The 25,639-nt window shown below is 62.5% G+C and carries 23 protein-coding genes; 17 read left to right on the forward strand and 6 right to left on the reverse strand.

Annotation, left to right across the window (positions count from 1 at the left end; translation table 11 throughout):
• Positions 1-1,113, forward strand: a complete 1,113-nt coding sequence (locus LAC81_RS28410) for an ABC transporter permease (protein WP_223728028.1) — start codon at positions 1-3, stop codon at positions 1,111-1,113.
• Positions 1,114-1,193: 80 nt separating this feature from the next.
• On the opposite strand, the gene LAC81_RS28415 is transcribed toward LAC81_RS28410, so the two are convergent.
• Entirely contained in the window at positions 1,194-1,637 is a 444-nt protein-coding gene (locus LAC81_RS28415) for a hypothetical protein (protein ID WP_113539129.1), read from the reverse strand.
• Complete coding sequence (locus LAC81_RS28420; protein ID WP_223728029.1) at positions 1,634-1,861, reverse strand: hypothetical protein; 228 nt, start codon at positions 1,859-1,861, stop codon at positions 1,634-1,636. The genes LAC81_RS28415 and LAC81_RS28420 overlap by 4 nt, the downstream gene beginning before the upstream one ends.
• A gap of 293 nt (positions 1,862-2,154) precedes the next feature.
• On the opposite strand from LAC81_RS28420, the gene LAC81_RS28425 reads away from it, so the two are divergent.
• The 3 genes from LAC81_RS28425 to LAC81_RS28435 all read left to right on the forward strand — a co-directional run bounded on the left by LAC81_RS28425 (position 2,155) and on the right by LAC81_RS28435 (position 4,847).
• Positions 2,155-2,949 carry a hypothetical protein gene (locus LAC81_RS28425; protein WP_223728030.1) on the forward strand — a complete coding sequence of 265 codons (795 nt, stop codon included), beginning with the start codon at positions 2,155-2,157 and terminating at the stop codon, positions 2,947-2,949.
• A 29-nt stretch (positions 2,950-2,978) separates the two neighbouring features.
• Complete coding sequence (locus LAC81_RS28430) at positions 2,979-3,761, forward strand: hypothetical protein (protein WP_223728031.1); 783 nt, start codon at positions 2,979-2,981, stop codon at positions 3,759-3,761.
• 144 nt (positions 3,762-3,905) lie between these two features.
• Positions 3,906-4,847, forward strand: a complete 942-nt coding sequence (locus LAC81_RS28435) for an MYG1 family protein (protein WP_223728032.1) — start codon at positions 3,906-3,908, stop codon at positions 4,845-4,847.
• Positions 4,848-4,947: 100 nt separating this feature from the next.
• Here the strand turns inward: LAC81_RS28435 and LAC81_RS28440 are convergent, their stop codons facing one another.
• Positions 4,948-5,850 carry a LysR family transcriptional regulator gene (locus tag LAC81_RS28440; protein WP_223728033.1) on the reverse strand — a complete coding sequence of 301 codons (903 nt, stop codon included), beginning with the start codon at positions 5,848-5,850 and terminating at the stop codon, positions 4,948-4,950.
• Between the two features lie 116 nt (positions 5,851-5,966).
• Here LAC81_RS28440 and LAC81_RS28445 point away from each other — a divergent pair, with 116 nt between their 5' ends.
• The gene (locus LAC81_RS28445) at positions 5,967-6,803 is read left to right on the forward strand and encodes an oxidoreductase (RefSeq protein WP_223728034.1); all 837 of its coding nucleotides are present in this window, start codon (positions 5,967-5,969) and stop codon (positions 6,801-6,803) included.
• A gap of 126 nt (positions 6,804-6,929) precedes the next feature.
• On the opposite strand, the gene LAC81_RS28450 is transcribed toward LAC81_RS28445, so the two are convergent.
• Positions 6,930-8,201, reverse strand: a complete 1,272-nt coding sequence (locus tag LAC81_RS28450; RefSeq protein ID WP_223728035.1) for an MFS transporter — start codon at positions 8,199-8,201, stop codon at positions 6,930-6,932.
• Positions 8,202-8,307: 106 nt separating this feature from the next.
• Here LAC81_RS28450 and LAC81_RS28455 point away from each other — a divergent pair, with 106 nt between their 5' ends.
• Together LAC81_RS28455 and LAC81_RS28460 are read left to right on the forward strand one after the other, a co-directional pair.
• The gene (locus LAC81_RS28455) at positions 8,308-8,757 is read left to right on the forward strand and encodes a winged helix-turn-helix transcriptional regulator (protein ID WP_223728036.1); all 450 of its coding nucleotides are present in this window, start codon (positions 8,308-8,310) and stop codon (positions 8,755-8,757) included.
• Positions 8,758-8,869: 112 nt separating this feature from the next.
• Positions 8,870-10,054 (forward strand): GGDEF domain-containing protein, encoded by a 1,185-nt coding sequence (locus LAC81_RS28460; RefSeq protein ID WP_223728037.1) that lies wholly within the window; start codon positions 8,870-8,872, stop codon positions 10,052-10,054.
• A gap of 15 nt (positions 10,055-10,069) precedes the next feature.
• Here LAC81_RS28460 and LAC81_RS28465 read toward each other — a convergent pair whose 3' ends face one another.
• Positions 10,070-11,485, reverse strand: a complete 1,416-nt coding sequence (locus LAC81_RS28465) for an aldehyde dehydrogenase family protein (protein WP_223728038.1) — start codon at positions 11,483-11,485, stop codon at positions 10,070-10,072.
• A 96-nt stretch (positions 11,486-11,581) separates the two neighbouring features.
• Here LAC81_RS28465 and LAC81_RS28470 point away from each other — a divergent pair, with 96 nt between their 5' ends.
• The 10 genes from LAC81_RS28470 (at position 11,582) to LAC81_RS28515 (ending at position 24,370) form a co-directional block, all read left to right on the forward strand.
• Positions 11,582-12,502: a LysR family transcriptional regulator gene (locus LAC81_RS28470; RefSeq protein ID WP_223728039.1), complete on the forward strand. Its 921-nt coding sequence runs from the start codon at positions 11,582-11,584 to the stop codon at positions 12,500-12,502.
• Between the two features lie 402 nt (positions 12,503-12,904).
• Positions 12,905-13,408 carry an RNA polymerase sigma factor gene (locus LAC81_RS28475; protein WP_223730344.1) on the forward strand — a complete coding sequence of 168 codons (504 nt, stop codon included), beginning with the start codon at positions 12,905-12,907 and terminating at the stop codon, positions 13,406-13,408.
• A 103-nt stretch (positions 13,409-13,511) separates the two neighbouring features.
• Positions 13,512-14,513 (forward strand): FecR family protein, encoded by a 1,002-nt coding sequence (locus tag LAC81_RS28480; protein ID WP_223728040.1) that lies wholly within the window; start codon positions 13,512-13,514, stop codon positions 14,511-14,513.
• Between the two features lie 192 nt (positions 14,514-14,705).
• The gene (locus tag LAC81_RS28485; RefSeq protein WP_328717405.1) at positions 14,706-16,943 is read left to right on the forward strand and encodes a TonB-dependent receptor; all 2,238 of its coding nucleotides are present in this window, start codon (positions 14,706-14,708) and stop codon (positions 16,941-16,943) included.
• Between the two features lie 112 nt (positions 16,944-17,055).
• Positions 17,056-17,346, forward strand: a complete 291-nt coding sequence (locus LAC81_RS28490) for a DUF2218 domain-containing protein (RefSeq protein WP_223728042.1) — start codon at positions 17,056-17,058, stop codon at positions 17,344-17,346.
• Positions 17,347-17,451: 105 nt separating this feature from the next.
• Positions 17,452-19,227 (forward strand): IucA/IucC family protein, encoded by a 1,776-nt coding sequence (locus tag LAC81_RS28495; RefSeq protein WP_223728043.1) that lies wholly within the window; start codon positions 17,452-17,454, stop codon positions 19,225-19,227.
• Positions 19,211-20,947, forward strand: a complete 1,737-nt coding sequence (locus LAC81_RS28500; protein ID WP_223728044.1) for an IucA/IucC family protein — start codon at positions 19,211-19,213, stop codon at positions 20,945-20,947. Before LAC81_RS28495 ends, LAC81_RS28500 begins: the two co-directional genes overlap by 17 nt.
• On the forward strand, positions 20,944-22,224 hold the full coding sequence (locus LAC81_RS28505; RefSeq protein ID WP_223728045.1) for an AMP-binding protein: 1,281 nt from the start codon (positions 20,944-20,946) through the stop codon (positions 22,222-22,224). The genes LAC81_RS28500 and LAC81_RS28505 overlap by 4 nt, the downstream gene beginning before the upstream one ends.
• Entirely contained in the window at positions 22,221-23,528 is a 1,308-nt protein-coding gene (locus LAC81_RS28510; protein WP_223728046.1) for a DUF6005 family protein, read from the forward strand. The genes LAC81_RS28505 and LAC81_RS28510 overlap by 4 nt, the downstream gene beginning before the upstream one ends.
• Positions 23,525-24,370: a sugar phosphate isomerase/epimerase family protein gene (locus LAC81_RS28515; protein WP_223728047.1), complete on the forward strand. Its 846-nt coding sequence runs from the start codon at positions 23,525-23,527 to the stop codon at positions 24,368-24,370. Before LAC81_RS28510 ends, LAC81_RS28515 begins: the two co-directional genes overlap by 4 nt.
• Before the next feature lie 133 nt (positions 24,371-24,503).
• Here LAC81_RS28515 and LAC81_RS28520 read toward each other — a convergent pair whose 3' ends face one another.
• Positions 24,504-25,523 carry a 1-aminocyclopropane-1-carboxylate deaminase gene (locus LAC81_RS28520; RefSeq protein ID WP_223728048.1) on the reverse strand — a complete coding sequence of 340 codons (1,020 nt, stop codon included), beginning with the start codon at positions 25,521-25,523 and terminating at the stop codon, positions 24,504-24,506.
• Positions 25,524-25,639: the final 116 nt, after the last annotated feature.

The raw sequence follows: 25,639 nt of genomic DNA on the forward strand, positions 1-25,639 counted from the left end.
ATGCGCCTGTCCCACATCTACCATCTCGGCATCAAGGAACTCTGGGGGCTCTGGCGCGATCCGATCCTGCTGATCCTGATCGTCTATTCCTTCACGCTGTCGGTCTATACGGGCTCGACAGCCATGCCCGAAACGCTGAACCGCGCGGCGATCGCCATCGTTGACGAAGACCAGTCGCCGGTTTCGACGCGGATATCGACGGCTTTCTATCCGCCCTATTTCGTGCCGCCACAGATGATCACGCCGGCGGAAATGGACCGCCGCATGGACCAGGGGCTCGATACCTTCGCGCTCGACATCCCGCCGAATTTCCAGACGGATCTCCTGGCCGGTCGCTCGCCGACCATCCAGCTCAACGTCGACGCGACGCGCATGAGCCAGGCCTTTTCCGGCAACGGCTATATCCAGCAGATCGTGACCGGCGAGGTCTCGGGCTTTCTAGAGCGCCACAGCAACGAGACGCCGCTGCCGGTCGATCTCGTTCTGCGCGCCCGCTTCAACGCCGAACTCAACAAGGGCTGGTTCGGCGCGGTCATGAACGTCATCACCAACATCACCATCCTGTCGATCGTCTTGACGGGCGCGGCCCTCATCCGCGAGCGCGAGCACGGCACTGTGGAGCACCTGCTGGTCATGCCGGTGACCCCGTTCGAAATCATGGTCAGCAAGGTCTGGTCGATGGGGCTGGTGGTGCTCATAGCGTCGGCGGTCTCGCTGATATTCGTCGTCAAGGGCGCGCTTGCGGTTCCCGTGCAGGGCTCGTTCGCGCTGTTCCTGCTGGCAACGGCGTTGCAGCTCTTTGCGACAACGTCGATGGGCATCCTGCTGGCCACGATTGCCGGCTCCATGCCGCAGTTCGGCCTGCTGCTGATGCTGGTGCTCTTGCCGCTCCAGGCCCTGTCCGGCGGCATGACGCCGCGCGAAAGCATGCCCGAGATCATCCAGAACATCATGCTGGCGGCGCCGAACACGCATTTCGTCATTCTGGCGCAGGCGGTTCTGTTTCGCGATGCGGGGCTGGACGTGGTCTGGCCGCAGCTTCTTGCCTTGCTACTGATCGGCGCGATCCTGTTTGCCTTCGCCATGCGGCGCTTCCGGGCGTTCCTGAAGTAGACAACGCGCCCGGCGCTCGATTCAAGAGGCGATGCCGGCGGATCGGCGCTTGATCGCTGCACTCCAGGCTGCGGGAGGGATCAGGCGGGAATGAATTTCCCGTCGTAGCGCACGCGAAAATTCCGGCGTTGGGCGTCTTCCTGGAAGCAGACAAACACGAGTTCGAGATCGTGAGTGCTGTTGCGTCTGCCCAGCAGGCTCAAGGTGATGACGATCACGCCGCCATAGGTGCGCGTCAGATTGATGGCCGCGCGCCGGATTTCATTCGTCCCGGCATCGTCCCGGTCTTCGCGCCGTTCGTACACCTGCCAGAAAGGCGCGCTCTCCCAAGCCGTTCGCAGTGCTTCGGTTATCTCCGCCTTGAACTCTTCAACCGATCGGCCCTTGCTCCATGAAACGGTCCGTTCGGTGTGATCGCCAAAGATATCGAGATAGGCGTCATAGTCGTCCGGATCGGAAAAACACCGCTCGATCATTCCGAATGCCACGTCGTCGGAAATTGCTGCCTTAAAGAAAATCGTCATCGAATCGCAATCCTGCCTTGAACACCTATGTTGTCAAAGCGTCGGCGGCGTATCCAGTCCTTCGGCTGCTGATCGCTACCGCACGAACAACTAATCGTCTCGCTGCCGGTATTTAGACGGGCTGGGCGCATCACGCAGGCAGCCGATTTTGGCTTCATGATTGTTGCCTCATATTCGGGGCCCATGCTATCGTTGGTTTTATTATTGGCTGGCGCAACTTTCATTCTCCTGTCGCCTTCTGAGGAGCAATCCTCGTGGCGACCGCGCAAGAACTGTTTGTTTTGATAGTCATATTTGCAGCATGAATTTTACTGGTGCCGGTGCTGCACGCAGATGCAACAGGATCGAGCGTGGCCGCTCCATCCGGGGCCGCGACAATCGGGAGAGGTACACTTTTTTGATCGGCATGGCATTTCCACGAGAAGTATTCTCGCGTTCAGTGGTCATTGTCTGTCTGTTGGTTGGGCTTTTGGCCTCCGCCGCGACGGCTCGCGGGGCGCCAGCCGATGACAGCGACATGCAGTTCTTCGTGGTTCGTAGCGGTCAGCCCGGGTGCGAGCCAACCTGTCCGGAGTGGATATCGGCCGAGGGGGCGATCGTCCGCGACAGCCCGGCACTGTTCAAGAAGCTGCTCAAAACCATCGGCAATCGCCGCCTTCCCGTCGTGGTGACGTCGCCCGGCGGAGATGTCGATGCGGCGCTGGCGCTCGGGCGGATCATCAGGGCGCGCAAGCTGGAAGTGGCGGTCGGCAAGACCCGCTTCATCGGTTGCCAGCCGCAGCAGAAGGATTGCCGCGACAACGACGGCAGGGGTGCGCGCTATATCGGAATCGCCTATTCGGGCGGAGCCTATTGCAACTCGGCCTGTCCGCTGATGCTGGCCGGCGGCACCCGGCGCGTAGTCGGCCAGTGGGCATATCTCGGCGTTCACCAGATCACCACGGTCCACACGCAGGTCCTGACGCGGTACCAGGAGAAGTACCGCATCGTGAACGGCAAGAAGAAAGTCACCAGCAAGAAGGTCGTCAGCCGAAAGAATGTCGGCACCCGCACGACCTATGAGATGAGCAAGGCGCAGGAGCGCGAACTGGCGGCCTACCTTGCGGAGATGGGTGTCGGGCGTGCGGTCATCGATCAGATGAAGATCACGTTCGCTAACGACATGCGCAAGATCGAGCCGGTGGCGATGATGGAAATGAAGCTGATCACGCAGCTGGGCGGGGTCGAACTGCTGACCGCGGCCGGGGTCTGCAAGACGGTGCCCGCCTCCGCCCATTGCCGGGTTTTCGTCATGTCGGACCTGAAGCGCTAGACCCGGGGACTTTTAGGTTGGAGACTGCGATGCGAGTATGGAGTTCTCCACCCGGTCCTGCCACGACCCGCCTGAAATGCGTTGTGGCTCTGATCTGCCTTCTGGCCGCAGGCCTGTTGATGGAGCGGCCGGCAATGGCGGCAGAGCAGGAGATGCGGTTTGTCGTCGTGCGCTCTAACCAGGCCGGGTGCGAGCCGACATGTCCGGAATGGATTTCCGCCGCAGGCGCTATCGGTCCGAAGACACCGGCCCTGCTGAAGGCAACCTTGAAGACGCTCGCAGGCCGCAAGCTGCCATTGGTCCTGCGATCGCCCGGTGGCGACATGGCAGCTGCGATGGCACTCGGCCGCCTCATCCGCAAGAGCAAGCTCAGCGTGGCGGTGGGCACGACCATGTTCGTTGGATGTCAGCGCGATCAGAAGAATTGTACCGCAAACGACAAAAAGGGGGCCGATTACATCGGCAAGGCAGTTTCGCTTGGAGCCTGCGAGCAGGCCTGCACGCTCGTACTTGCGTCCGGCATTCGGCGGCTGGCGGGAGAAGGGACGATCGTTGATGACATTCCGATGCTGGCCGGAAACGAGGCCGATACCCGCAAACTCGTGGCCTACTACGGAGAAATGGGCGTCCGCTACCAGTCTTTGGCCGAACGCCTGCGCAACGCGGCTGGTAGACTCCACCCCTATCAATTGTCCCTAGAGCTGATGTTGACGGACCAGCTGCCCGTCGGCCAACTGGTCGATGCGGAAATTTGCCGTGCCACACCTGCGCCCGACAATTGTCGGGTCTTCACCACGATGGATCTGGAGTAGCTGCGTTCTGGGCCTCAACCGCCAAGGTCACTAGCCGGCGCGTGCGGGCCTCCAGGCAGGCTTGGAGCGATGGTGGGTTGAGGTGGCAGCCAGCAATGGCTATGTGGTGCGCTTCCTCTTCAACGAACCATAAGGCCGATCGGAATGATCCCAGAGTTTCTCGTTACCCATTCCGGTGGCTTTCATGCCGACGAGCTGTTGTCCACCGTCATTCTCACCCGGCTTTTCCCTGAAGCGCGCCTGATCCGCAGTCGGGATCCGGAGTGGATCAAGCCCGGTACGGATCGTATCGTCTATGATGTGGGGGGGCAGTATGACCCGGCTACCGGTATCTTCGATCATCACCAGCGTGGCGCGCCGCTCAGAGAAGACGGCCAGCCCTACAGCTCTTTCGGCCTGATCTGGAAGCACTATGGCCGCGACTATCTCGTCGCTTCAGGCGTTCCTCAAGACCATGTCGAGGCGGTTCATTCGGCCTTTGACACACGCTTCGTGCTTCCGGTCGATCTGGTGGACAACGGCGCGCTCGACCCTTCCGTTGCTGGGCCGCTGGCGGGGCTGACGTTGCCGGCGCTGTTGGAAACCTTGAAGCCGGTCTTCGACGAGGCCGGCCAGGAGGCAGACGACCGTGGTTTTCAATCAGCCTTGGCGATTGCCCGCTCGCTCGTCGAGGCCGGCGTAGCGCAGCGCGCTGCCAAGCTTCGGGCCGAGGCACTCGTCTTGCAGCAAATCGCCCGTGCCGGTGATGGTCGCGTTCTCGAGTTGCCGATGGGCATGCCCTTCCGTCCGGCCGTCGTGAAGTCCGGTGCCGATCATCTTTTGTTCGTCGTGCATCCGCGCGACAAGGACTGGTGCCTGACTGGCATTCGCAAGTCCGATGAGGGCTTTGAACTTCGCGCAGACCTGCCTGCCGCCTGGGCTGGCCTGACCAATGGCGATCTGGAAGCGGCTTGCGGGGTCGCGGGCGCGAGTTTCTGCCACAATGGCCGCTTCATCGCGGCCGCCGCGACGCGCGAAGCGGCACTTGCCATGGCCGAACTGGCCGTCGCGGCGGCCACTTCGTCCGCCGTGGAAGCCAGGGCGTAGTCAGAGGGGACCTTGATCGGGCAGCCTTGCCGGTTCCGGCTTGGTCTGAGACGGTATCAGGACCGACCGCGGTGCGGTCGGTCGCATGAAGCGGGTCGCGCTAAGTTCTGGTGCCCGCGGTCATCCTGATGAAATCGACGAAGGCGCGCAGTGCCGCCGGCATCTGTCGCCGGCTGGGATAATATAGGTAAAGGCCGCCGTAGTAGGGACACCAGTCCTCAAGCACCCGAACAAGCTTTCCCTCGTCTATCAGCGACTGCACCTGATCCTCGAATGTGAATGTCACGCCGGCGCCGGCAAGGGCGGCATCCACCATCATGTCCTGGTCGTCGACGATCAGCGGGCCGCTCACTTCGACCTGAAGTTCCACGCCACCGCGCTCGAACTCCCATGCATAGAGGCGGCCGCTGCCGAAACGCAGCCCGACGCAGGGGAGTTGCCTCAGGTGATCGGGTGCGGTTGGTTTTGGAAAGCGCTCGAAGAAGGTGGGCGTTGCCACGATTGCGGTGCGTTGGCGTGGCCCGATCGGTACGGCGATCATGTCCTGCGCAATCACTTCGCCGAAACGAACGCCGGCGTCGAAACCTTCCGATACCATGTCGACGAGATCGTTGTCGGTGACGATCTCGATGCTGATCTTCGGATAAGCTTCGAGAAAACGCGCGACCAAAGGCAGAAGCACCATCTTCGCGGAGGCCCGCGCCGCATTGAGCTTCAGGCGCCCGACGGGTGTGCCTCGGAAGTTGTTGAGGTCGTCGAGCGCATCCTCGATGTCGCGGAAGGCGGGGGCGACGCGTGCGAGGAGGAGCTCGCCTGCTTCCGTCAACGCGACGCTGCGGGTCGTTCGGTTGAAGAGGCGGAGATCGAGACGCTCTTCGAGCGCTTTCAGCGCATGGCTGAGGGCCGAGGGCGTGCAGCCGAGCTCGTCGGCGGCCCGGCGGAAGCTGCGATGCCGGGCCAAGGCCAGGAAGGAGGACAGGTCGGACGGTGATACGGTTCTCACTGGTGAACTGTATTCATCAGCTTGAGGAGAATCCAGTCGATTATCTCAGTAGCCAGGGCGCGGTAAAACCTTCTCAGCCGCCGACGATGGAGCGGCGACACAAACAGGAGGTTCTCATGCATACATGGTTCGTTACCGGGGCATCGCGCGGATTTGGTGCCCTCATTGTTGAAAGGGCGCTCGCCAAGGGCGATCAGGTCGTCGCGACGGCGCGCAATCCGAAGGCGATCGTCGAGCGTTTCGGCGAGCAAGCCAACCTTCTGGCAGTCGCGCTCGATGTTACCGATGAGGCCCAGGCGCATCAGGCGGTCGGCCAGGCGATCGCACGCTTTGGCCGGATCGATGTTCTGGTCAACAATGCAGGCTACGGTCTGCTGGGGGCAGTCGAAGAAGCGGGCGGCGCCGAGATCGAGGCGCTCTATCGCACCAACGTCTTCGGCCTGCTGGCCGTTACCCGGGCCGTGCTGCCGCACATGCGCCGCCAGCGTTCGGGACGCATCCTGAACTTCTCGTCGGTCGGCGGCTATCGCAGCGGCCCCGGTTTCGGGGTCTATTGCTCGACGAAGTTCGCGGTCGAAGGCTTGACCGAGGCGCTTGCCGCAGAGCTTGCCCCGCTCGGTATTTATGCGACGGCGATCGAGCCCGGCTACTTCCGTACCGACTTCCTGGATTCGACCTCGCTCAGCGTCAGCCCGATCGAGATCGAGGACTATGCGGAAACGGCCGGCGTCGTTCGCGGCAAGGCGAAGGAGATCAGCCACAACCAGCCGGGCAATCCCGACAAGCTGGCTGAGGTCCTGATCGCGTTTGCCGATGCTGAAAATCCGCCGGTACGGCTGCCGCTCGGCAGCGACACGGTGGCGGCGATCGAAGCCAAGCACGTAGCGGACGCGGAAATCCTTGCGAATTGGCATGCCGTATCGGTCTCGACCGACTTCGAACCGGCAGCATAGCGTCGAGGAGCGACGGCCTGCCGCTCCCGCAGGGGCCCCGCCATGGTGCGGGGCCTTCTCGTTATCTGGGGCAATTCCGCTGCGACGACGGCGGTCTCGGCCGGTTGTCGCGGTCGGAGTCGCCACTCAACCGTTCAACGCCGCCTCTTCCCGATGCTTCGATCCCGAAGGCCGTGTCATCAGCCAGAAGAGCAGCGAGGCAAGGCTGATCGTGGCGCCCATCAGGCACACGCCACTCCATCCCGCCCGCGCGTAGGCGACGGTGGAGAGGGAGGACCCGATGGCGCTGCCTAGCGAATAAAACAGCATGTAGGCGGCCGTCAGCCGGTTCTGCGCTTCCGGGCGGATGCGATAGATCAGAGCCTGGTTGGTTACGTGAACCGCCTGGAGCCCGAAGTCGAGCACGAGGACCCCGGCGATCAGCCAGAGAAGGGAGTGGTCCAGCAGGGAGATCGGCAGCCACGCGACGAGCATGAGCGTAAGTGCAATTCCGGTCGTCGTCTGGCCAAAGCCGCGATCGGCCCAATGGCCGGCCCGCGAAGCGGCCAGTGCTCCGGCGATGCCTGCGAGGCCGAAGAGGCCGACCCCGGTGTGGGACATCGAGAAAGGCGGCGCACTCAGCGGCAGAACAAGCGGCGTGAGCAGCGTGGTCACATTCGCGAAGATCAGCATGGCGATCACGCCGCGGGTGCGCAGCACCGGCTCTTCCCAGATCAGCTTGAAGGTGGAACCGACGAGGCGGGGATAGCTGAGCTGGCTTGTTTCCCGTCTCTGCTGCGGCAGCAGCCTGTAAAGCAGGCCGGCGATCAACAGGGTTGCGACGCAGGATGCGAGATAGACCGAGCGCCAGCCGGAGAGATCCGTCAGAAGACCCGCGACCGTGCGGGCGGAGAGGATGCCGATGACGATACCGCTGGTGACGAACCCGACCACTCGTCCGCGCTCCGAAGGATGGGCCAGGCTGGCCGCATAGGCGACCAGAGCCTGCGTCAATACGGCAAGCATGCCGACGGCGGCGATCGAGGCCATCAGCATTTCGGCACGGGCCGAAAGGGCCACAAAGCTGAGCGCGACCACGGAAAGCAGGGACTGGACGATGATGACCCTGCGGCGATCGAAGAGATCGCCAAGCGGAACGAGCAGGATCAGGCCGAGCGCGTAGCCGATCTGCGTCGCGCCGACGATCAGGCCGGCGCTTGTCTGCGACAGCTTAAAATCCGCGGCCATCACATCCAGCAGCGGGTGGGCAAAATAGGCGTTGGCGACCGCCAGGCCAGAGGCAAAGGCGAAGAGGGTCAACATCGGGCGCGTCAGCGGTGACGTCGCAGTCTTGCCGGCGTTGGGGCGCGCAGCATCGTTTGCGGCGTCGATCGACGCCGCAGCGGCTCTACCATCCATTGGACTTCTTCCTTATTTCGGTTTAATTATGAAACCAAATAATGGATATCAATTTGGTTTCATAATGCAACCAAAAATTCATGGCACGTGAAAGAGGAGAGTTCGTATGGTGGCGCGCAGAAGCCTCAAGGGGGACTACTGCCCCAGCGCGCGATCTCTGGACGCGATCGGCGACTGGTGGTCGCTGCTGATCGTGCGCGATGCGTTCGATGGGCTGAGACGCTTCAGCGATTTTCAGAAAAGCCTCGGCATTGCCAAGAATATCCTGACGGATCGCCTGCGCACGCTCGTCGACCGCGGCATTCTGGAGACAGTCCCTGTCGGTGAGGCGAAAGCGCGGGTGGAGTATCAGCTGACGCCGATGGGCCGGGACCTCTTTCCCGTGATGGTCGCTTTGCGCCAGTTCGGCGAACGACACCTGTTTCGGCCCGGCGAGGAGCATTCCCTGCTGGTCGAAAAGGAAACAGGGCTACCAGTCAAGCTCGATATCCGCACGCAGGATGGCAGGCCGATCGAGGCGTCCGAGACAGTCCTGATCAAGGTTCCCGAAGACTGATGCCGCTCAGCGCAACACTCGATACTTCTGCGGCGAATCGATCTAACTTTAGACGAATATTCAGTTTTCTCTTCTAGTTTGCTGGTGTCCTTCCGCAGCCGGGGAATTGGTAATGAGCGTTGTCACGCTGGACCAGGTCGAGAACCAGATCGCGCGCGGCTTTCGTTATCTGCAGTTCTCGCCGGAGATCGAGGCGCTGTTCCGCAAGGAATATGCGGCCGAGCGTGTGCGGCTCGCGGTGATCTGGGGCGTGATCGGCGTCTTCATCTACGACCTGGTCTATTTCGGCGACCGTACGATGCTGCCGGATGTGTTCGACGAGTTGCTCGTCGCCCGTTTCCTGGTGTTCACGCCTTTCGTAATCGGCTGTATCCTCGCCGTGCGCCGCTGGCCGAATGCGCTTCTCTACGACATTCTGGCGGTGGCAATCGCGGTGCTCGGCGTCACCTTGCCGATGGCGGCGGCTACCCAAAGCGCCAGTTCCTACCTCTTCGTCTACCAGAACGGCAATTCTGCCGCTTTCCTGTTCTTCGTCATCGCGCTGCGGCCGCGCTTCCTTGCCGTCGTGATCGGGCTAGCGCTGATGTGCGCGTCCCATTTCACCACTACGCAGCTGACCGGTGCCTTCGACGATGTCACCTATTCCGGCATCATCACCTTCTATCTGACGCTGTCGATCTTTCTTGCGGCCAGCGCCTATTTCCTGGAGCAGAAGGACAGGCAGAATTTTCTCAACCACTTGCGCGGCAGCCTCCTCTATCGCCGGCTTGAGCGTAACGCCGAACGGGATGAACTGACGGGACTGCTGAACCGCCGCTCGCTGGCGCGAGTAGGCGAGATGCTGTGGAACGACGCGCCGCACCTGGTGCCGGTTTCGGCGATCCTTTTGGATATCGATCACTTCAAGCGGTTCAACGACGTTCACGGCCACATCGAGGGCGACGCCTGCATCCGCGCCGTCTCGCAATGCATCCGCGATACGGTGGACGAGGCCTCCTTCGTCTTCCGCTTCGGCGGGGAGGAAATGCTGGTGCTCGCCGCCGATCGGGAGCCGCTGCAGGCGCTGGCGATGGCCGAGCGGATCCGCACGGCGATCGAACGGCTCGGCATTGCGCACCGCGGACTTGGCGACGGGTGCGTGACCGCAAGTCTCGGCGTCGCCTCGGCCCTTGCGGCCGAAACGACGCTCGAAAAATTGCTGCAAAAGGCCGACAGCGCCCTCTACGAGGCAAAGCGCATGGGCCGCAACACGGTCACGCTCGCGAGCGCTCCGAAGCCTGGTGCGCAAGTCGCCTGAAAGGCGGATCTGCGCTCAGCCGATTATGGCCTTCGGCTCCAGGAAGGCTTCGAGGCCGAAGGGGCCAAACTCGCGACCGATGCCGGAATGCTTGAAGCCGCCGAAGGGAGCCTCAGCATCCGCCGGCGCCTCATTGAGCACCACACGGCCGGCCTCGAGTTGGCCGGCCACGCGGCGCATGCGCGCAAGGTCGGTGCCGAGAACATAGGATTGCAGACCGTAGTCCGTGTCGTTGGCGATGGCGATCGCCTCGTCTTCGTCGCGATAGGAGAGGACGCTGAGGACCGGGCCGAAGACTTCCTCGCGCGCGATCCGCATGTCGTTGGTTACATCGGTGAAAACGGTGGGGCGGACGAACCAGCCACGATCGAGCCCTTCGGGGCGACCTTCGCCACCGACCAGCAACGTCGCGCCGTCCTCCTGCGCAAAACGAATATAGGACTGGACGCGCTGCCATTGTCTGGCGCTGACCATGGGGCCGATATCCGATGCCGGGTCGCTCGAAGGGCCGGTCCTCAGCGCCGAGACGGCGGTCGCGAGACGGGAGGTCACTTCCGCATGCTTCTGCTTCGAAACCAGAAGTCGGGTCCCGGCGATGCAGGCTTGACCGCTGTTACGAAAGGCGGAAGCAAGCACATGCGGAATGGCCCGGTTGAGATCGGCGTCGTCGAGCAGGATCTGCGGCCCCTTGCCGCCGAGCTCCAGGGTCACGCGCTTGAAGGTTTCCGCGGCGGCTCGAAGGATTGTCCGCCCGGTCGTCGTCGAACCGGTAAAGGTGATCTTGGCGACACCGGGGTTTTGGCTGAGTTCCGCGCCGACGACATGGCCGTAGCCATTGACGACGTTGAGCACGCCGCGCGGAAGGCCGGCCTCGTGCAGCGCTTCCAGCAAAGTCTGGGTCTGGATGGCGCTCATTTCCGACGGCTTGATCACAATCGTCGTGCCAGCCGCGATCGCGGTGGCGAGCTTGGTGCAGATGAAGCCGATATTGCTGTTCCACGGGGTGATAGCGGCGGCAACGCCGACCGGTTCCATGACCACCTCGGCGTTGCCGATCTGCCGGGCAAAGGCATAATCGGCCACGGTCTTCGCGGCGACATCGAAAACGCGGGCTGCATGCGGCACCGAAAAAGCGAGGAAGGATTGCGGTGCGCCGTATTCCGTTGCCATTGCCTCATGCAGGGCACCGGCGCGCGCCGCGACGGCGTCGCGCAACGCGTGCAGCATTGCGATGCGTTCGGCTGGTGTCGTGCGCCGCATCGTGGGGAAGGCGCGCCTGGCAGCTGCGATGGCCGCGCGGGCGTCTTCCGCATCGCCGAGGCGAACTTCGCCGATCTTCTCCTCCGTGGCGGGATTGAAAAGCTCGAAACGCTCGCTGCCCTCAGGTGTCACGAAAGCTCCGTCCACGTAGATCTGCTCGATCATTTTCATCGTTCGGTCTCCTGTTGCGATGAAGGGGATATGCGCCGGAACGGTCGCTAGGATAAGATCATCAATCATAGACAGCTTGATGAGGAAAATTGCGCAATGAGGCCCAGTCTCTCCGAACTCGAGGCGGTGACGGCAATCGCGCGGCTTGGCGGCTTCCGCGCCGCGGCCCGGGAACTCGGCGTTTCGTCCTCTGCGCTCAGCCATGCCGTGTCGGCGCTAGAAGAACGGCTGGACGTCCGTCTCTTCAACCGGACGACCCGGTCGGTGGCATTGACGGCGGCGGGCGAGGCCTTCGTGGCGGAAGTCCTGCCGGCTCTCGCCGCGATCGACGGTGCCGTCGAGAGGGTGACGGAATCACGGGCGCGACCGAGGGGAACGCTCCGGCTGAATACCTCGCCCGGTGCGGCACGCATCGTGCTGCAGCCGTTGCTCATGGAGTATCTCAGGCGCTTTCCGGAAATGGCGGTGGAGGTGGCGACCGACAATGCCCTGGTCGACATCGTCGCCCTCGGTTTCGATGCTGGTTTCAGGCTGTCCGAAGCGGTGCCGCCAGACATGATCGCCGTTCCGGTGACACGCCAGACGCGCATGATCGTCGTCGGATCGCCGGACTATTTCCGTGAAAAGGCGGCGCCGCTGCGACCGGGCGATCTCGTGAACCACACCTGTATCCGGGCGCGGAGGGCGAGCGGCCGGATCTACCACTGGGAATTCTCGCGTCGTGGTGAAAGCGTGGAGATCGATGTGCCCGGACGGCTCATCCTGGACGAGAGCGGGCTGATGCTCGAGGCGGCACTATGTGGCGCGGGACTGGCTTATCTCTCCGATCATGCAGTCCAGGAGCACGTCGCTTCCGGGCGATTGCTGCAGGTTCTCGATGATTGGACGCCACCCTATGACGGCCTGTGCCTCTATTTCTCCGGCCGACGACACGTGCCGGCAAAACTCCGCGCGTTGATCGAACTCGTCAGAGAGTTGCGCGTCGAAGGTGGTGGAGCCGTCGGCGCTACGCCCTGAATCACGATCGAAAAAAAACGAGACGAACCGGGCAGGTTGGGCGCTCGACTGCCGTTTCGTTGGCCATGGCGAGAAACCGGAAAAACCGCCATGTTCGCCATCCCTGCCGCGTCCGGTTGACGCGGTTCGCACTCAGATGGGTAATGGTGTTTCCGGGGAAAAGTTCCGCTGCAGTAACGGGGTAGGGTGCCTGACCGAGGACAATCGCGCTCGACGGCAATGCGCTGCCGTCACTGCCTCGAAAAATAACATGACTATTACAGACAAGTTTATTTCTGCGTGCTAAGAGACTTCGCGTTCGCTGGGTCAGCCTGTCCATCGATCGCCTCGCGGCAGGCAGTGCGAACGACGCTGGACGCCACATCAAAGTTGTTTTGTTCGGATCAGACGCCCTTGGTCGACATGGAAACGCGCCATCAGGTCTATTTCGCCAATCGGACCGCTTTGGTCGCCTATGCCACCCGCATCGTCGGATCGCGCGAAACTGCCGAAGACATCGTGCAGGAGGCGTTCATCCGCTTCGCGCCGGCCAACGCCGACAACGGTTCCCAGGGGCGCTCGCCTGCCTATCTCTACAGGATCGTTCGCAACCTCTGCCTGGATCTTCTCAAGCGCCGGAAGATCGAGGCACGGGAGGAACAGGGCGAACCGCCTTTCTGGTCGATGCCGATCGACATGCCGACGCCTGAAGATATCGTGATGGTGAGCGACGAGATCAGGCGCATTTCCGGCGTCCTCGACGATCTTCCCGTGGAGGTTCGGGTGGCCCTTGAGATGCACCGCTTCGGTGGGTACACCCTGGAAGAAATCGCTGCCCACCTGAACATCTCCATAGCGACCGCCCATCGCCACGTGCGCACCGCCATGATGCGGGTGGCCGCAACTCTGGCAGGCGACGCCTCCTAGAATTTTGGGCCGGGGTGAAAAAAAATCCGAAACAATTCGTCTTTGTGTCAGACCGGATCATTCCGCTAGTGTCTCGTCGAACACGTAACCAGCAGGCAGAGCTTTGACCAAGGACAAGCACATACCGGAGGCGTTGCTGGAAGAGGCCATGGACTGGTTCCTCGAGCTGAAGGCACGCCCGAACTGTCGGGAGACCGAAGTTGCGTTCCGGGCCTGGTTGGGTCGGTCGGAATTGCATCTCCGATCCTGGGAGACGGCATTGAAAACCTGGCAGTTGCTGGGAGAAGTGCCGCCGGTTCATGAGCATCTCTGGCGCGGCGCTAAGCCGTCGGGTTCGTCGGTCGTCCCGGTCCGCCCGCCGAACCGCCGGGTGGTGCGAACCCTAGGTGTCGGCGCCGCGGCCATGGCGCTTGCCGCCTGCCTGGTGCTTTTCGTCTCGCTGCCGTCGCTGCTGGTGTGGTGGCAGGCCGATCACGTGACCGAGACCGCCGAGAGCAGGACGATCACACTGCAGGACGGCACGACGATCCAAATGAGCGGCGGCAGCGCGATTGCCACCGAGATTACAGCCACGGCCCGGCACGTTCGGCTTCTCAGGGGCGAGGCCTATTTCGATGTTGCACGCGACCCGTCTCGTCCCTTCGTCGTCGACGCCGGCGGCGTGGAGGTTTCGGTTCTCGGCACCTCTTTCGACGTGCAGCTCGCGAGTACGGAGACCACGGTCGAGCTAGCTCATGGCACCGTCGCCGTTTCGTACAACGGGGAAAGCCACAGGCAGAACTTCGAGCTCGCGCCGGGAGAAACGGCGACGGTGACTCATGCGACGGGCGCGGTTACCCGAGGCGCGATCGCGTCCGAAGAGATCGGCGCCTGGCGCAGCGGCAAGATGTTCGTCAACAACGTCACCGTTGCCGCTGCCGCCGAGCGGCTGCAACGCTACCATTCCGCCTGGATCTCCGTCCCGCAATCCGAACTCGCGGGACGAAGGGTTACAGGCGTCTATGACCTTACCGACCCGGACCACGCTCTTCAGGCATTGGTTCAGCCCTTCGGCGGCAAGGTGCGCGAGGTGACACCCTATGGCCGCGTTCTGACGCAATTTTAATTTGGACTCAAAAATTCAAGAAAAAATCGCGGGCCGGTGAAAAAAAATCCGGAGCCCGTCGTCTTTGGTCCGAAGCGCCTGCCCGAGAGGCACCGCGCGGATCATCGAGACGGGGGTAAAATGAGTTCGCCGAAATGCCGCAAGGGACATCTTTCTTTCAATGCAGGATATAGCCAGGCGGGCCCGCGCCTGTTGACAACGACCGCAATCGTCGGGCTTTCCTCCCTTGCCTTCACACCCCTTTCCATCGCCTCCGCGCAGCAGACGACATCGCGCGTCAGCACGGCCCGCACGTTCAATATTCCGTCGCAACCGCTTGCTAGCGCCTTGAATGCCTTTGGCCGGCAATCTGGCCTGCAGGTGACCTTGGCCGCGGCGACGTCGCAGGGCCTTCGCTCGCCTGCCGTCAATGGTACGCTGGAGCCGCAGCAGGCCCTTGCGCGGTTGCTGTCGGGCACCGGCATCTCCTACAGGGTATCGGGCGGAACGGCGCTGATCGGTTCGCCGACGGCGGCCGGCGGAAGCGGGGGCGTGGATGCCTCCGGCGCGACGGTCCTTGATCCGATTTCCGCCTTTGGCAGCGGACCGCTCGGCGCCGGCGAGATCGAGATTTCGTCGGAAGACCTGAAGCAGAAGAACCCTGCCAACATTGCCGACGTCTTTTCGGGTGAGCCCGGCATTTCAGTCGGCAGCTCGTTGCCGATGTCGCAGAAGGTCTATGTCCACGGGATCGAGGAGACCAGCCTTGCCGTGACGATGGACGGCGGCCGCCAGAACAACAAGGTCTTCCACCACAACGGTACGAACCTTATCGACCCCGGTCTCCTGAAGGCAGTGAGCGTTGATGCCGGCGTCGCGCCGGCCGATGCAGGTCCGGGGGCGCTCGCCGGCGCGATCGCCTACGAGACCATCGATCCGCGCGATCTGCTGGACGCAGACGGTTTCGGCGGCTTCGTCACGTTGAGCTACAATTTCAACAGCGACACGGTGACGACGGGCCTCTCCGCCTATGGCATGCATGAAGGGCTTGAGTTCCTCGGTTACTTCAACTTCGGCAAGGGCAACGATTTTACCGCCGGTAACGGCAAAGTGGTCGAAGGTACGAGCACCAACCTGCTCAGCGGCCTTGGAAAGCTGGCCTATGAGTTCGAAAGCGGCGACCGTTTCGAGATCAGCCACGACCGGATCAACGACGATGCGCCCCGGCCGTTCCGCGCCAATGTGGGTTCGATTTCGAACCCCAAGCCATGGGAGCCACGCATCCGTGATTATACGCTCGACCGGCAGAACACCGTCTTCACCTACACCGACAGCACGCCGGAGGGCTGGTGGGACCCGAAGCTCCTGCTTGCCTACAGCAAGACAGAGGTCGATCTGCCGATCTTCCCGAAGCCGGGAGCAGGCGTTCCCAGCACCTACGACGCCATCGGCACGTCGGATAGTTTCAACGGCAAGTTCGAGAACAAATTCTCCTTCGATATCGGCAACGTGATCGCCGGTATCGATTTCTATAGCGACAAGGCCGAGCTCGAGGATCTCTACGATCCAGGGGCGGAGAAGGCGCGAAATGTCGGCATTTACGCACAGGCAAGGCTGGAGCCCTGGGAGAGGACGCGCCTGTCCTTCGGCGCCCGAGGCGACAACCAGCACTTCACCGGAACGACGGGCCAGGAGTGGACCAACTCCGGCTTCAGCGGCAACGTCTCGGGCGAATATGACCTGATCGAGGATCTTCTGACCGCCAAGGCAGGCTACTCGCATGTCTGGGCCGGCATTCCGCTCGCCGAGAACTTCATCATCAATCCCAACTGGGACTACGGCCAAGGCCCGAAACCGGTGACTGCCGACAATTACATCCTGGGATTGGAGGCCAATTACAACGGCTTCACCGTAGAGGGTAGCGTCTTCCAGACCGATCTCGATGATGCGCGCGCGCCACGCTTCCGGGCGGACCTCGGTATTGCCGCCCATGACGTTCGCTCGCGCGGTTTCGAGATCGGCGGCGGCTACAACTGGGGCGACGGCTACTTCAAGGTGAAATACGCCAACATCGATGTCGAAATCGACGGCAAGCCGGCCGACTCCGACGTCGGCACCTATCTTGCAGCACCCGCCGGCCAGATCATCACCCTTCAGGCGATCCACACGCTGACCGATTGGGGTATCACCTTCGGTGCCGATGCCGAGATTGCGCTCGACTACGACGACGTCGCTCCCGGCAGCAAGCCTCTCAAGGGCTACGAGGTCTTCAACGCCTTTGTCGAATATGTGCCGCCGGAACGCTCGAACCTGACGCTGCGCGCCGAGCTCAAGAACATCTTCGACGAAACCTATTCGGACCGGGCGACCTACGGCCAGGAATTCGGGAACGTAACGCCGCTCTACGAGCCCGGCCGTTCCTTCATCCTGACCGCCAGAGCGACCTTCTAGGCCGACGGCCTGCAATTGTGGCTGCCGTGTCCTCCCCGCGGCGGCCGCCCAAGACGCTCAGGCGGTCACCCCGGCCGCCCGAGCCGCGAAAGCCGAAAGACAGGAGTTCCAGATGCAAGAAGCGACCACCCATTTTGCGACGGAAGATGGCCAGAAATACCTGACGCAGCTCTGCAAGCATTTCGCCCACAAGATCGACGTCGAACAGGCGGGCGACCACGCCGAGCTCCGGTTTTCCTGCGGGACCGGCTATCTCCAGGCAACAGTGGATGGTCTGAGCATTCGCGCCCGCTCGTCCGACGATGACAATCTCGCCGATACGAAATCAGTCATTGAAAGCCATCTTCTGCGCTTCGCCTTCCGCGAAGAGCCCGGGCCGCTCCACTGGCAAGCTACCGGCTGAACGCAGCGGGCCAAGAGCACTTTCAATAAGAAAATTCAATGTGTTGGTCGAAAACGGCCAACGCCATTGCGCGGCTATGCGCGTCGCGTGCCGAGGATCGACAGGATGCAATCGTCTAGGCAGATCGCTGAAATCGCCACCTTTCAAAGTTTCGCAAACTGCTACCTGCGCGAAGTGAACCCGGGCATTCGGGTCATTCATCGAGCCGGCGGCGGCGCCTTCGACTGTGTCGAGTGGTCGCTGCCGCGGCAGCACATGATCCTGCGCGCCGAGGTGACGTCGCCGTCGCTCTGCGGTCCGCATCACTTCGGCAGGGTCTGGGGCAGGGGCATTTCCGATGCCACCTGGCGCCAGATCGAGCGGATATCGGCGCTGCACATTCTCATCCACGAATGCTACTGCCAGGTCGATGACGCGCACGCCGATGCCCTGCGTGGCTTCGAGCTCGAGCTTCTGATGCGGGTGCTTGAAAGCTATCAGCAGACGGCACTCTACATCGACAAGGCGCAGCCAGAGTCGGAAGTCGGCGGCCATTTCATCGAGGCGGAGCAATCCCTCGTCTTCGGCCACTGGCAGCATCCGACGCCGAAAAGCCGGCAGGGCATGACTTACTGGCAGCAGGAGTCTTATGCGCCGGAACTGCGAGGCCAGTTCAAGCTGCACTATTTTGCCGCCAAGACGGATTGCGTGCGACACGCCTCCGCCCGCTCGACAGCGGCTCCTGAGATTGTCCGTTCGCTAATCCCAGAGGCGACCGCGCTCGGGACCGATGAGCATCTTCTGCCGATGCACCCGCTGCAGTCGGAAGCGCTGTTGCTCGATCCCGATATTCAGGCACTGATCGGGGAGGGGAGGCTGCGCCACCTAGGCCCTGCCGGACCGACCTTCACCGCTACCTCCTCGGTGCGCACGGTCTACGGCGTCGATGCCGATTGGATGCTTAAATTCTCGCTCCCTGTCCGCATTACCAACTCCGTGCGGCTGAACCGGCGTCAGGAGCTTGAGGCGGGAGTGGCCATGGCGAAGCTGATCGATCGCATCGGTTTTGCCGAGCGTTCCCGCAATTTCCGCATCATCCAGGACCCGGCCTATATCACCCTCGACCTGCCCGACCGCAGCGAAAGCGGTTTCGAAGTCATCCTGCGGGAGAACCCTTTTGCCGGTGGGAAGGGCAGGGGCATCGTGACCGTTGCTGCCTTGACGGCCGATCCGCTTCCGGGCCGGGCTTCCCGGCTCGAATGGCTGGTTCGGACGCTCGCCGCACGCATCGGCGAAACGCTGGCGGATGCCGCACTTCTTTGGTTCCGCCACTATCTCGACTGCGCCGTCGAGCCGCTGGTCCGCCTCTATGACGATTATGGCATCGCGCTCGAGGCGCATCAGCAGAACAGTCTGCTGGACGTCGGCAACGGCTACCCCTTAGCCAGCTACTATCGCGACAATCAGGGCTTCTACCTCTCGGAGCGCTATCGCAGTCTGATCGTCAGCCACGTTCCCGAGACGCAAACGATCGCGTCGCTCTATTTTGCCGACAGCGAGATCCGTGATCGCTTCGCCTACTACCTGATCGTCAACCAGGCCTTTTCGGTCGTCAGCCGCATGGGCCATGACGGGCTCTGCGACGAGGGTCTGTTGCTGCGCGAACTGCGCCTGCACCTGGAGCGCTATGCCGCCCGGATGACCGGTGCCGGTCGGGATTTCGCGCGCCATGTGCTCGACCTGCCGACGATCGCCTCCAAGGCCAACCTGACGACCCGCCTCTACGACGTGGACGAGCTGCAATCCAATAACGCGCCGACGCTCTACCGCCCCGTGCCCAACCCGCTGCGGCTGCCGGCCGTCCTGACGCTGCCGAGGATCGATCATGCCATTGCCTCTTGATCTCCCGGGACGATCGGACGAGCGGGTGCTTCGCCAACTCGTCGCCGCGCTGCTGTTCGAAGGCATCGTCGACGCCGGCAAGCACGTCCGGGACGACATGGTTGAGTTTCAGTGGTCGCTCGGTGGTCGCGACTATCGCTGCCGCGGCGCCATCGGCCCCTTCGCGCGGCTTCGCTTGGTACCGAATTCGGTAGAGATGCGTGAAGGCGCGGACAGCTGGGTTGCACCACCGCTGGCGCAGCTGATCTCGGCCCTGCCGGGTAGCGGCCCCACGCGCGGCAAACTGCTTAACGAGCTCTTGCAGACCATCGCCTTCTGCCGGTGGAACGAGCGCCATCTCGCCGGGCGGCCCCGACGCATGATGACCTTCGCGGAACTCGAGGGCGCGCTGGATGAGGGGCACCCGTACCACCCCTGTTTCAAGGCGCGCAGCGGCTTTACCTTTACCGATCATGCTGCCTACGGTCCGGAAGCGGGCGACAGCTTCCAGCTCGTCTGGTTGCTGGTGGCGCGCAAGCATCTGCGGCAGGCCCTGCCCAGCGACGAGGATGCCTTCTGGCAGGCCGAACTCGGAGCGGAAACATGGGCGCATCTCTGCGCGTCGCGAGAACGGCTTGATGTTTCGCCAGGTGATTTCGGCCTCGTTCCCCTGCATCCCTGGCAATGGCGCGAACTTGGCGAGACATTGCGACCTGGCTGGATTGCTGCCGGCGAGGCCCACTATCTCGGCACAGTAGGCGACCGCTACACGGCAACCCAGTCGGTGCGCTCTCTCCTCAACCAGAACCGTCCGCATGCCGCCAGCCTCAAGCTGCCGCTCAACATCGTCAACACCTCGTCGCGGCGAACGCTGGAGCCGCATTCGGTCTGCACCGCGCCGGTGATTTCGCGCTGGATCGCCGGGATCGTGGCCGGCGATCCGGCCTTTTCCGCGCACTATCCCCTGACCATCCTGCAGGAATATGCCGGCATCATTGCAGACGGTGACGGCCCCCTGGCGGGGCAGGTGGCGGCGATCTGGCGCGAGAGTGCCGAAGCCAAGCTTGCGGCCGGCGAAGCGGTGATCCCGTTCAATGCGCTGATGATGGTGGAGGCGGACGGGCGGCCCTTCGCCGACGATTGGATCAGGCGTTTCGGCCTCATGCCCTGGCTCAACCGGCTCATCGAAGTCGCAGTCCTGCCCGTCTGGCACCTGCTCGTCCATCATGGTCTCGCGGTCGAGGCGCACGGGCAGAACATGCTGCTCGTCCATCGTGATGGCTGGCCGGTCAGGCTCATCCTGCGCGATTTCCACGAGAGCATCGAGTTCTCACCGGGCTTCCTGCGCGAGCCGGACAAGGCGCCGGATTTCCTGTCGCTGCACCCCGTCTACAGGGACGCCGAATCCGACCAGTTCTACTGGACGGACAATCTGGCTTCGCTGCGCGAATTGGCGATGGACACGCTGTTCGTCTACAATCTCAGCGAAATCTCCCATCTTTTCGACCACTGCTACGACCTGCCGGAACCACTATTCTGGCAGCGGGTCCAAAGCGTGCTTGCCGCCTATGAGAGCGAGCACGGGGCGAGCGACCGACTGGCCGCGCTCGGCTGCGATCACTCCCGCATTCTCACCGAATCCCTGATGACGAGGAAGCTCCTCGCGACCAAGCCCGAGTACCACCACACGGTGCCGAACACCTTGGCTGCGAAAACGCTTCAACGAAGGAGAAAGTCATGATCCGCATCGATGACAGGCTCTACGACGAGAGCTATTTCAGCGAAACATCGGCACGGCTGGCCACGGAGATCGGCCTTACGCAGCGCGACATCGGCCGCTATGCCGTCTGCTTCTCGGAAACCGTCGATTGGCTGTCTCTGTTTTTCGCGATCCGCAAGGCAGGCGCGAGCGTTTTGCCGATTCATCCGGGCACGCCCTATCCGGCTGCCCGCAAGCTTGCGATCGGTGCCGGCTGTGATCGGTTCTTCTACAACAGCCTGACCGCCGAAGTTCTCGATGGGCCCGCCGCGGAGCCGGAGCCGGGAACGCTGCTGCAGATGAGCTCGGGGACAACCGGTGCGCCGAAATGCGTCGCACGCAGCTGGGCGGAGATCGACGTCGAAATCGCAAGCTACGTCCGCACCTTCCGCGAACCGGAGGACATGACGCCGGTCATCGCCTGCCCGACCACGCATTCCTATGGCCTGATCTGCGGCATTCTGGTGGCGCTGAAGCGCGGCCAGACGCCGGTCATCGTAGACACCGCGAACCCGAAGTATCTCTTGAAGGTGCTGCGCGATACAGAGCGGCCGCTGCTCTATTCATCGCCGGCGATCCTGCACACGCTGGCGCGGCTGCTGCCCGCGGGCGAGCGCATCCATGCGACGATGACTTCGGGCACGTTGCTTCCCGATCCGTGGTTTGCCGATATCCGCGCGAAAAGCCGGTTCATGTTCCAGCAATATGGCTGCTCGGAATCCGGCTGCATCGCCATCAACCCGGATGTCGCCGCCGCGGGCGACATGGGCTTCGTTCTGCCGCACCATTCCGCCGAAACTGGCAGCAGCGCAGAGGGTGCCGCCGAGATCATCGTCCGCAACGGCGACGGCATCGCAATTCATACCCGAGACCTCGGTTACCGCCGCACCGACGGCATGCTGGTCTTCGTCTCGCGCATGGACGACATGATCAATGTCTCCGGTCTCAATGTCTATCCGAAGGATGTTGAGGACGCCGCCATGGCGATGCCTGCGATCACCGATGCCGTTGCCTTCCGCAAGAGTGACCGCTTCGCCGGTGAGCGCGTCGCGCTGCTCTTCAGCGCCGACCAGGCGATCGAGCCGCAGGCGGTGCGGGAATGGTGCAGCCGCCATCTCGCCGGCCACCAGCTGCCGATGGAGATTCTGCAGGTCGATGCAGTTCCCCGTCAGGCGAACGGCAAGATCAGCCGCCGCGACGTTGCGGCGCGGCACATGGCCGGTGAATTCAACAGGTCTATGGCAGGTGCTGCATCATGAGCGAGACCGAAATCCTGACGGCGATCGAGACCGTTCTCATCGAAAAGATGGCGCATGGGCATATGGCTGGCTTCGGGCTGGACGCGCGGCTCAACGAGGACCTCTATCTCGATTCCGTTCTGATCCTGGAGATCTTCCTCAATCTCGAACTCGAATACGGGCTTTCCGTGCCCGAGGAAGCGATTGCAAAGCAGGAGATCGAGACAGTTGCCGATCTGGTCGCCCTCTATCTGCCGAAGTCCACGGCTGTCGTTCCGAGCTTCCCGCTCACCGGCGGCACGAGCGACGAGGGCGTGCACGGCGACGCCTACTACGACATCAAGGTCCATTGCTTCGTCAGCTGCGTCTCGGATGGCTTGAAGCGAAACGGGCTGGACCAGCGGCCGTTCTATTTCGGTGTATGGGATGCGAAGTTCGCGGTCAGCGACCGTTTCGAACTTCTCTACCATGCGCCTGACATCACCCAGGAGTTTTTCCGCGGCTGGTTCGAGCGGCTCTACGGGGTCTCCGTCGTCGAATGGTACGATCCGGAGCGCATCAAGCTCGACAACCTTGCTGTGCTGCTCGGCCTCTTGAAGCAGCGCGGTGACACCGGTTCGGTCATGGTCATGCTCGACATGTTCCACCTGCCGGAGCGGGAGAACAAGTTCAACCAGAACCCGTTTCCGCATTATCTCATGCTGCAGGAAACCGCCGATCCCGACACCTGGTTCGTGCATGATCCGGACTACCGCTGGGAAGGCGAGATCGCCAAGGAAAAGGTCATCCACGCGATCATGCAGCCGAGCGTCGGCGGCGGCTATGTCTTCGACAATGCCGAGGCGCGCGCACCGTACGCGGAAGACCTCAGGGCCTATTTCGAGGCGTGCTTCATCCGGGACCGGAATCCGCTTGTCGATGCCGTCAGGGCGATCGTTACCGCGCATCTCGAGGAACGGGACGGGCTCGCGCTTTCGGACCTTGGCGCCGCGGTGCGCGAACTGCCCGTCATCACCATCCGCAAATATGCCTATGAGCACGGCTTCGCCTTCTATTGGCGGGCACTGAAGCTGCCGGCAGCAGAATTCGAAGGGTGGTGCGAGGAAATCGAGGCGCTGGTCCAGTCGTTGAAGACGCTGCACTACAGCTGCATGAAGCTTGCCCAGACCGGCGATCGCGCCTTGGCGGCAGACGTTTTCGAGCGCTTCGACGAAGCGGACCGGCAGGAGATGAAGCTCAAAACCAAGCTCGCCGAGGTTTTCGATCTCTGGTGCGACCTCGTCCTTCCCGCAGACGTTCCCCCATTGAAGAGAGCTGCACGATGAGAGTTTCGCTCTGCACCATCACCTTCCGGCACCATCTGATATCGCTCGACGAGATCGCCACCTGGGCCGAGGCCAATGATTTCCAGGGCATCGAGCTCTGGGGGGCGCATGCGCGCAACCTGGCGCCACGGGTGGACCGGAACGCCGAATGGCTCGACGGCTATGGCCTCTCGGTTCCGATGATCAGCGATTACCTGCCGCTCGATGGCGATACCGAAGCGTTGCGGCACAAGACGGTGGAACTTTGCCGGCTTGCCCGCCGCTGGCGCGCCCGCAAGATCCGCACCTTTGCCGGAAGCCGCGGCAGTCAGGCCGTCGGGGCAGACGAGCGGCGGCAGGTCGTCGCCCGGCTGAAGGAGATCAGCGAGATCACCGCCAGCTACGGTATTCACCTTCTTGCCGAGACGCACCCGAAGACACTGGCCGATACGGCGGCATCGACCCTGCAACTGATCGAGGAGGTCGACCATTCTCACTTCGCCGTCAATTTCGACACGCTGCATGTCTGGGAGGGCGGGGACGATCCGGTCACGGTGCACCGGGCCATGAAGCCGCATATCCGCCACTACCATCTGAAGAACATCGTCGACCGTGCAGATCTGTCGGTTTTCGAGCCGGCCAATGTCTATGCGGCTGCCGGCAACCGGCGGGGCATGACGCCCTTGTTCGAAGGGACCGTCGACTACACGCGGTTCCTTGAGGAGCTAGCCGGCGATCCGCTGGCCGATGCATCGCTGGAGTGGTTCGGCAGTGACTGCATGGACACGCTGAGACGCGACCGCCGGCAGGTGCGCCAGGCGATCGAAGGCGGCTCGCGTCCGCTCAGGACCGCAAACGTCTAGGGACTTTCGGAAGAAATGGCCTTCGCAGCGGATCCTGGCGATCCGCCACGAAGGCGAGGGCCGGCATGTTCTGCTCCTGTCGACCTCCGGCCGGATGTGGTTGGCGTGATGGATCAACCGGTGAGAGCGCAGCTCAGCCGTCCTTATAGTAATAGCTGTAGCCGTTCAGCGCCGGAGCGCCGCCGAGATGAGCGTAGAGCACGCGTGACCCCTCGGGGAAGAAGCCCTTGCGGGTGAGGTCGATCATCCCCTGCATCGATTTGCCCTCGTATACCGGGTCGGTAATCATGGCCTCGGTGCGAGCCGCTAACCGGATCGCCGCGTTGGTCTCTTCCGATGGTACGCCATAGGCGGGGTAGGCGTAATCGGGATTGATGATGATTTCGTCCTCCCGGATGCCCCGGCCGAGGCGCACCAGCTCGGCAGTGGAATCGACGATCTTCCGGACCTGGGCGCGCGTCTGCTCGAGCGTTCCGGACGCGTCGATGCCGATCACGCGATCGGCGCGATCTTGCGCGGCGAAACCCACGATCATGCCGCCCTGGGTCGAGCCGGTGACGACGCAGACGATGATGTAGTCGAAGGTGAAGCCGAGTTCCTTCTCCTGTGCTGCTACCTCCTCGGCAAAGCCGACATAGCCGAGCGCGCCGTATTTGTGCACGGACGCGCCGGCCGGGATCGGGTAGGGCTTGCCGCCGGCATCCTTTACCGACTGGATCGCGTCCTCCCAGCTCTTGCGGATGCCGATATCGAAGCCGTCATCGACCAGCCGGCTGTTCGCCCCCATCAGCCGTGTCATCAGGATGTTGCCGACGCGATCGTAGACCGCATCATAGTGCGGCACCCACTTTTCCTGGATGACCACGCATTTCATGCCGATCTTCGCGGCCGTGGCAGCGACCATGCGTGTATGGTTCGACTGCACGCCACCGATCGAAACCAGGGTATCGGCGCCGGAGGCGATCGCGTCGGGTACGATGTATTCGAGCTTCCGGAGCTTGTTGCCGCCCATGGCGAGACCGGAATTGCAGTCGTCGCGCTTGGCATAGATCTCCACCTTTCCGCCGAGCGCTGCCGTCAGCCGCGGCAGATGCTCGATCGGCGTCGGGCCGAAGGTGAGCGGGTAACGTTCGAACTTCTCAAGCAGTGACATTGATGATCGCCTCCGTGCTGGATTCATAGAAGAACGATAGGAGAATGTTCGCGAAAGGTGCTCTCTAATATCCGGCAATAATTTCCTGGATTTCGAAACTGGATCGACAGAAAATA

This window comes from Ensifer adhaerens, from assembly GCF_020035535.1.
GTDB lineage: Bacteria > Pseudomonadota > Alphaproteobacteria > Rhizobiales > Rhizobiaceae > Ensifer.